At 67.6% G+C, this 6,908-nt stretch carries 6 protein-coding genes; 5 read left to right on the plus strand and 1 reads right to left on the minus strand.

The window, feature by feature from the left end; all coding sequences use genetic code 11:
- From ACE3TU_RS14665 to ACE3TU_RS14685, 5 genes are all read left to right on the plus strand, one after another.
- Positions 1–398, plus strand: a 398-nt coding sequence (locus ACE3TU_RS14665) for an ABC transporter permease subunit (RefSeq protein ID WP_374625450.1), incomplete at its 5' end; no start/stop codon positions are given.
- Complete coding sequence (cysW, locus tag ACE3TU_RS14670) at positions 391–1,287, plus strand: sulfate ABC transporter permease subunit CysW (RefSeq protein ID WP_374625452.1); 897 nt, start codon at positions 391–393, stop codon at positions 1,285–1,287. The genes ACE3TU_RS14665 and cysW, both read left to right, overlap by 8 nt.
- A 13-nt stretch (positions 1,288–1,300) precedes the next feature.
- The gene (locus ACE3TU_RS14675; RefSeq protein WP_374625454.1) at positions 1,301–2,347 is read left to right on the plus strand and encodes a sulfate/molybdate ABC transporter ATP-binding protein; all 1,047 of its coding nucleotides are present in this window, start codon (positions 1,301–1,303) and stop codon (positions 2,345–2,347) included.
- A gap of 124 nt (positions 2,348–2,471) precedes the next feature.
- Positions 2,472–5,207, plus strand: coding sequence for a DNA translocase FtsK (locus tag ACE3TU_RS14680; RefSeq protein ID WP_374625456.1), 2,736 nt, complete (start codon positions 2,472–2,474; stop codon positions 5,205–5,207).
- Positions 5,208–5,718: 511 nt separating this feature from the next.
- Positions 5,719–5,961 (plus strand): DUF3800 domain-containing protein, encoded by a 243-nt coding sequence (locus ACE3TU_RS14685; protein WP_374625470.1) that lies wholly within the window; start codon positions 5,719–5,721, stop codon positions 5,959–5,961.
- 175 nt (positions 5,962–6,136) lie between these two features.
- On the opposite strand, the gene ACE3TU_RS14690 is transcribed toward ACE3TU_RS14685, so the two are convergent.
- A partial coding sequence (locus ACE3TU_RS14690) for a hypothetical protein (protein WP_374625458.1) occupies positions 6,137–6,908 on the minus strand: 772 nt, incomplete at its 5' end.

Consider the following 6,908-nt stretch of genomic DNA (forward strand, 5'->3'; position numbering starts at 1 on the left):
CGCTGATCTTCATCGGCCTGCCCTTCGTGGTGCGCACCGTGCAGCCGGTGCTGGAGGAATTCGAGGCCGAGCTCGAGGAAGCCGCCGCAACGCTTGGCGCCAGCCGGCTGCAGACCATCGTGCGGGTCATCCTGCCGCGCCTCACCCCGGCCATCCTCACCGGCTTCGCCCTCGCCTTCGCCCGCGCCGTCGGCGAATACGGCTCGGTCATCTTCATCGCCGGCAACCTGCCCAACATCTCCGAGATCGCGCCGGTGCTGATCGTCATCAAGCTCGAGGAGTTCGACCAGGCCGGTGCCGCCGTGATCGCCGGCATCATGCTGGTCATCGCCTTCCTTATGCTGCTGGTCATCAACCTGATCCAGGCCTGGAGCCGCAGGAGGTTCGGCGATGTATGAGCAGGATGTCGCCGTCTACGACAGCCGCCGGATCGTGCCGGCCAATGCCCATACCAGCCCGACCACCGAACGACCCTGGGTGCGGAGGACCCTGATCCTCGTCGCGGTGGCCTTCATGGCGCTGGTCCTCGTGCTGCCCCTGGTGCTGGTCTTCGTCGAGGCGTTCCGCAAGGGCGTCGACACCTACTTCGCCGCCTTCGCCGATCGCAGCACGCAGACCGCCATCGGGCTGACGCTGACCGTCGCCGCCATCGCGGTGCCGCTCAACCTGGTCTTCGGCGTCGCCGCCGCCTGGTGCGTCGCCAAATACGAGTTCTGGGGCAAGAGCTTCCTGACCACGCTGATCGACCTGCCCTTCTCGGTGTCACCGGTGGTCTCGGGCATGGTCTACGTGCTGCTCTTCGGTGCCCAGAGCGTACTGGGTCCCTGGCTGCGCTCGATGGGCATCGAGATCATCTTCGCCGTCCCCGGCATCGTGCTGGCCACCGTTTTCGTCACCTTCCCCTTCATCGCGCGCGAGCTGGTGCCGCTGATGCAGGCCCAGGGGAGCACCGACGAGGAGGCGGCGCTCTCGCTCGGCGCCACCGGCTGGCAGACCTTCTGGCGGGTGACGCTGCCCAACATCAAGTGGGGCCTGCTCTACGGCGTGCTGCTCTGCAACGCCCGCGCCATGGGCGAGTTCGGCGCGGTGTCGGTGGTGTCCGGCCACATCCGGGGCCGCACCACCACCATGCCGCTCGACATCGAAATCCTCTACAACGAGTACAACTTTGCCGCCGCCTTCGCGGTCGCATCGCTGCTGGCGCTGCTGGCGCTGGTGACGCTGTTGATCAAGACCATCCTCGAGGTCCGCTACGGCGCGGAACTCGCCGGCACGAGACGGCACTGAAAGGAACACCCGGTTGGACATCCGCGTCGAAAACATCCGCAAGCAGTTCTCCCTCTATCCGGCGCTCGACGACGTCTCGCTCGACATTCGCTCGGGCGAACTGATCGCGCTCCTCGGCCCCTCGGGCTCCGGCAAGACCACGCTGCTCCGCCTCGTCGCCGGACTCGAGAGCCCGACCGCCGGCCGCATCTTCTTCGGCGCCGAGGATGCCTCGCTGCGCACCGTGCAGCAGCGCAATGTCGGCTTCGTCTTTCAGGCCTACGCGCTGTTCCGCAACATGACCGTGCTCGACAACGTCGCCTTCGGGCTCTCGGTGCGGCCGCGCGCCACCCGGCCGCCCCGGGCCGAGATCCGCCGCCGCGCCCTTGAGCTGCTCGACCTCGTGCAGCTCACCGGCCTCGAGAAGCGCTACCCGCAGCAGCTGTCGGGCGGCCAGCGGCAACGCGTCGCCCTCGCCCGGGCGCTCGCCATCGAACCCGCAGTGCTGCTGCTCGACGAGCCGTTCGGCGCCCTCGACGCCCAGGTTCGCAAGGAGCTGCGCAAGTGGCTGCGCGAGATCCACGACCGCACCGGCCACACCACCGTGTTCGTCACCCACGACCAGGAGGAGGCACTCGAACTCGCCGATCGGCTGGTGGTGATGAGCCAGGGCCGCATCGAGCAGGTGGGAACCCCCGACGAGGTCTACGACCGGCCGCAGAACCCGTTCGTCTTCAGCTTCATCGGCGAATCGAGCGCGCTGCCGGTGACCGTCGAGAATCACGAGGTCTGGACCGGCGGCCGCGCCATCGGGCTGCCCGCCCCGCACGAGGCGTCCGGCCCCGCCAGTCTCTACTTCCGCCCGCACGACATCGAGCTGGTCGAGGACGGCGCGGCCCTCGCCGGAGTTGTCGTGGCCGCGCGCCGCGTCGGCGGTACCCGCCGCGTCGAACTCGAGATCGGCGGCCATCCCGAGCGCGTCGAGATCGACCTGCCCTTCGATCATCCGGCCGGCGAGCGCACCCGCATCGCCTTCCGGCCCAGGCGCTGGCGGGTGTTTCCGGCACCCCGCAAGGGCTGACGCGACCCGCACGCCCGGATGCGCCCAGTTAGCACCGGATTAACCCTACCGGCCTAGGATCGCTGCTTGATCGGCGACGCCTCCGCGGCGCCCTGCGTTCCAGTTGTGTAGAGTGTTTGAGACGATGCCGGCACAGCACCTGCTCGATGACGCCCGTCGCGAGCCCGCCCCCGCCATAGCCATCCGTATCCCAATCCGCCTGATCGGCGCGATCGTCCTCGGGCTCGTGGCCGTCCTGCTGGTCGCCCTCGCGACCTGGTCGGTGGACGATCCGAGTCTGTCCTACGCTTCGGGCGCCCCGGCGCGAAACTGGCTCGGATTTCCGGGTGCGGTGATCGCCGACGTGGCCTTCCAGGTCTTCGGTCTGGGCGTGCTCGTCGTTCTCGCGCCGCCGGCGCTGTGGGGCTGGAGCCTCGTCCGCCTGCGTACGCCTCCCAGGATCGGCCTGAGGCTGGTCGCCTGGATTGCGGCGAGCCTGTTGAGCTGCGGCATCTTTGCCTTCGTCGCGGTGCCCGAGAGCTGGCCGCTGCCCACCGGGCTCGGCGGCCTCATCGGCGCCGGCTTCTCCAATCTTGCCGCTCTCGTCACCGGCGAGACCCCGCAGCCGGTGACCGCGGTGCTGTTCGCCATCATCATCGCCGCGCCCGCTCTGGCCCTGTTCTGGCTGGCCATGGGCCTGGGCCGAGTGAACCTGCCGCGCATCGAGGCCGGCTCACGCGCCCGCCAGTCCGGCGGGGCCGCAGGCAAGTCCGCCGGCAAGTCCGCCGGACGATCGGCCGCCGCGAGGCCCGTCGCGCCGGCCGTCGAGGTCGACGCCGCCACCGCGGAGGAGGACCGGCCGGAGCGCGATTCGGTGTTCGACATCGCGCTCGGTGCCATGGCGCATCTGGGGTTCTCGGCCGGCGCCGCTGTCCGCCGGGCCCGCTCCACCTTCGCCGCCCGCAAGGCCGCCCGGGCCGAGCAGCAGGGCTGGCGCGGCGACGCGGTCGAGCCGAGCCTTGCCGGCGCACCCGTCGTGCCCCCCGTCATCTCCCCCGTGGCGCCGCTGCATGTCGAGCCCGCTGCCGGGCTCGAGCGCCACGTCGCTGCCGCGCCTGGCGCCGACCATGACGAGCCGCCGTTCGATCTCGACGACGACGACGACGACGTGACCGACTTCACCCCCGAACCGGTGCGCTGGGAGATGCCGACCCCCTCGCGCGGGCCGATGGCCGCGCGCCCCGCGACGGCGCCGCTGACCGCGCCCGTCATCTCGCCGCGCGTCGCCGCTCCGGCCCCCCGGCCGCAGCCGGGCCTGCGCGCCACCCGCGAGGCCCAGGGTTCGCTGCTCGAGGACGACGAGGCCGGCTTCGAGCTGCCGCCGCTGAGCCTGCTCGCCCAGCCCAAGCACAAGGGACCCAGCCCCGAGCATGCGCCGGAACGGCTCGAGCAGATGGCGCGCAAGCTCGAATCCGTCTTGGCCGATTTCGGCGTCAAGGGCGATATCATCAACGTTCGCCCCGGCCCGGTGGTGACGCTCTACGAGCTCGAGCCCGCGCCCGGCATCAAGTCGAGCCGCGTCATCTCGCTGGCCGACGACATCGCCCGCTCGATGAGCGCCATCTCGGCCCGCGTCGCCGTCGTGCCGGGGCGCAATGCCATCGGCATCGAGCTGCCCAACGAGATGCGCGAGACCGTCTACCTGCGCGAGATGCTCGCCTCGTCGGACTTCGAGAAGATGAAGGGCAAGCTCCCCATCTGCCTCGGCAAGACCATCGGCGGCGAGCCGATCATCGCCGACCTCGCCCGCATGCCGCACCTCCTGATCGCCGGCACCACCGGCTCGGGCAAGTCGGTGGGCATCAACACCATGATCCTGTCGCTGCTCTACCAGATGACCCCCGAGCAGTGCCGGCTGATCATGGTCGATCCCAAGATGCTTGAACTCTCCATCTACGACGGCATCCCGCATCTGCTCACCCCGGTCGTCACCGATCCCAACAAGGCGGTGGTGGCGCTCAAGTGGGCCGTCCGCGAGATGGAGGACCGCTACCGCAAGATGAGCAAGATCGGCGTGCGCAACATCGACGGCTTCAACCAGCGCGTCGGCGAGGCCAAGGCCAGGGGCGAGATAATCACCCGCACCGTGCAGACCGGCTTCGACCGCGAGACCGGCGAGCCGATCTTCGAGAGCGAGGAGTTCGATCTCGAGCCCCTGCCCTACATCGTCGTCATCGTCGATGAGATGGCCGACCTGATGATGGTCGCCGGCAAGGACATCGAAGGCGCCATCCAGCGCCTCGCCCAGATGGCCCGCGCCGCCGGCATTCACATGGTCACGGCCACGCAGCGCCCGTCGGTCGACGTCATCACCGGCACCATCAAGGCCAACTTCCCCACCCGCATCAGCTTCCAGGTGACCTCCAAGATCGACAGCCGCACGATCCTCGGCGAGCAGGGCGCCGAGCAGCTGCTGGGCAACGGCGACATGCTCTACATGGCCGGCGGCGGCCGCATCCGGCGCCTGCACGGCCCGTTCGTCTCGGACGGCGAGGTCGAGGCCGTGGTCACCCACCTCAAGTCCCAGGGTTCGCCCGACTACCTCGATTCGATCGTTGCCGAGGAAGACGAGCTCGACGAGGGCGGCGACATGCCGGGCGACGACTACTCCGGTTCCGGCGACGAGCTCTACGACAAGGCGGTCAACGTCGTGCTGCAGGACAAGAAGGTCTCGACCTCCTATATCCAGCGCCGGCTCGCTGTCGGCTACAACAAGGCGGCAACGCTGATCGAGCGCATGGAGAAGGAGGGCGTCATCAGTGCCGCCAACCATGCCGGCAAGCGCGAGATCCTCGTCGGCAACAACGCCGAAGGCTACTGAAAAGTAAAGGGCCTTGACTCGCTGACTTACCGCACTGACAAAGGGCAATGCACTTTGTCTACATTGATGATTCAGGTGACGGAACCGTCGCGTGCTTCTCTGCGCTGATTATCCCGGCCGACCAGTGGCGATCTTCGCTCGACCATCTGTTGGGAATCCGTCGAATGATGAGTCACTGCGACGGGATACGGATGAAGGCCGAGCTACACTCTACGGACTGGCTAGGTGGAAAAGGTGCTTTGGCCCGGGTGCCGATTTCAAAGCCAAGACGCGCTCGGCTATATGATTTCTTCCTTGCTGGCATTTCCATGATACCTGGCGCTCAACTTATAAATGCCGTTGTCCCAGATGATCAGGACGAGAGAGCGTTCGAGTTCCTACTCAATAGGATCAACACGAACATGCGGAAAGCCGGTAGCAGCGCTGTAGTGTTTTGCGATGAGGGGAAGAGCTACGATTCTATCCGAAGAAAGCTCGGCGTGTTCAACCATATCCCAAGCAAGCGAGGAAACTGGGTGTCGGGAACCCATCCAAGAATATCCCCGCGGATCGCATCCTAGAGGACATTGTCTATCGTGACTCGGCGCGATCAATTTTCATCCAAGCCGCCGATGCGTGCGCATATGCACTGCTAAGAAGAGAACGACCGATAGCGTCCAAAACCGTTCTTGGGCTCGATCAGTCGTTCTTCATACTGGAACGGATAATGGTCAAACAGGCCTATGGCCGCGACCCATACGGAATAATAAGATAGCCCCGCCTTGCGGCGGGGCTATCGGGCTGCCACGCCGGTGGCCACCGTCGCGGCTCCTAACGCAGCAACATACTAATAGCACAATACCATTGAGAAATCAATAAGTTAGTTGACCCCTAGCCCGTTGAAATGACTCACGTTTCTCGTAGGCCTGGCTTGAGGGTCCCCCAACTTGTCAAGCTGGCGCCGGCCGCCGCCACATCGGCCGGGCGTGGGCGATCACTGCCGCGAGGCAGGCCCGCAGGTCCGCGACATGCTCGGGCCGCATCAGCGAGCCGCCCATCCTGGGATTGACCTCGAGGACCATCATCTGTCCGTCGGCGCGCCGTCGCGTGTCGATGTTGAGCGGGCCGTCATAGGCCAGCGGCAGCAGCAGCCGCTCGAAGGCCGCCAGCGTCGCGGCGCTCTCGGTGACCGGCTCGATGCCGAGCACCGTATCCGGGGTCTGGATTTCGGTGCCGGGCCGCAGCCGGTAGCGATAGCCGCGGTGCCAAACTATGCGTCCGCCGACGGCCACGGCATGGGTGACATGGTCATCGCCCGCCCCCGCATGGGCCTGCAGCACCACCTGCTGGCGGTGGAAGCGCGGCTCCCCGAGCACCCGCCCCAGTTCGGCCGCATCGCGCGCCAGCGCAACCTCCGCCCCGCCGCTGCCGGAGCGAGCCTTCACCACCACCGGGAACAGCAGGTCGGCCGGCCGCGCGAAGAGCCGCGGCGCCAGCCCGCTCAGGCCCTCCGCCGCGAGGTAGCGGCCGAAGGCGCCCTTGTTGGCGAGCACCCGAACCGCTCGCCGCGACGGCCAGAGGCCCCGGAAGAGCCGCGGGCAGTGCAGGATGTTGCGCTCGCGCAGCGGCACCACGATGTCGTGCCGTCCGCCGCGCCGCAACAGCTCGAACGAGGTCCTCACCAGCACGACCTCGTCGGCCACCCCCGACCACACGGCGGCG

Origin of the sequence: Devosia sp., from assembly GCF_041917035.1 — a bacterium.
Classification (GTDB): domain Bacteria; phylum Pseudomonadota; class Alphaproteobacteria; order Rhizobiales; family Devosiaceae; genus Devosia_A.

Excerpts from the sequence above, each read along its gene's own strand:
- cysW (WP_374625452.1), top strand. The coding sequence starts at position 391 with ATGTATGAGCAGGATGTCGCCGTCTACGACAGCCGCCGGATCGTGCCG.
- ACE3TU_RS14680 (WP_374625456.1), top strand. The coding sequence starts at position 2,472 with ATGCCGGCACAGCACCTGCTCGATGACGCCCGTCGCGAGCCCGCCCCC.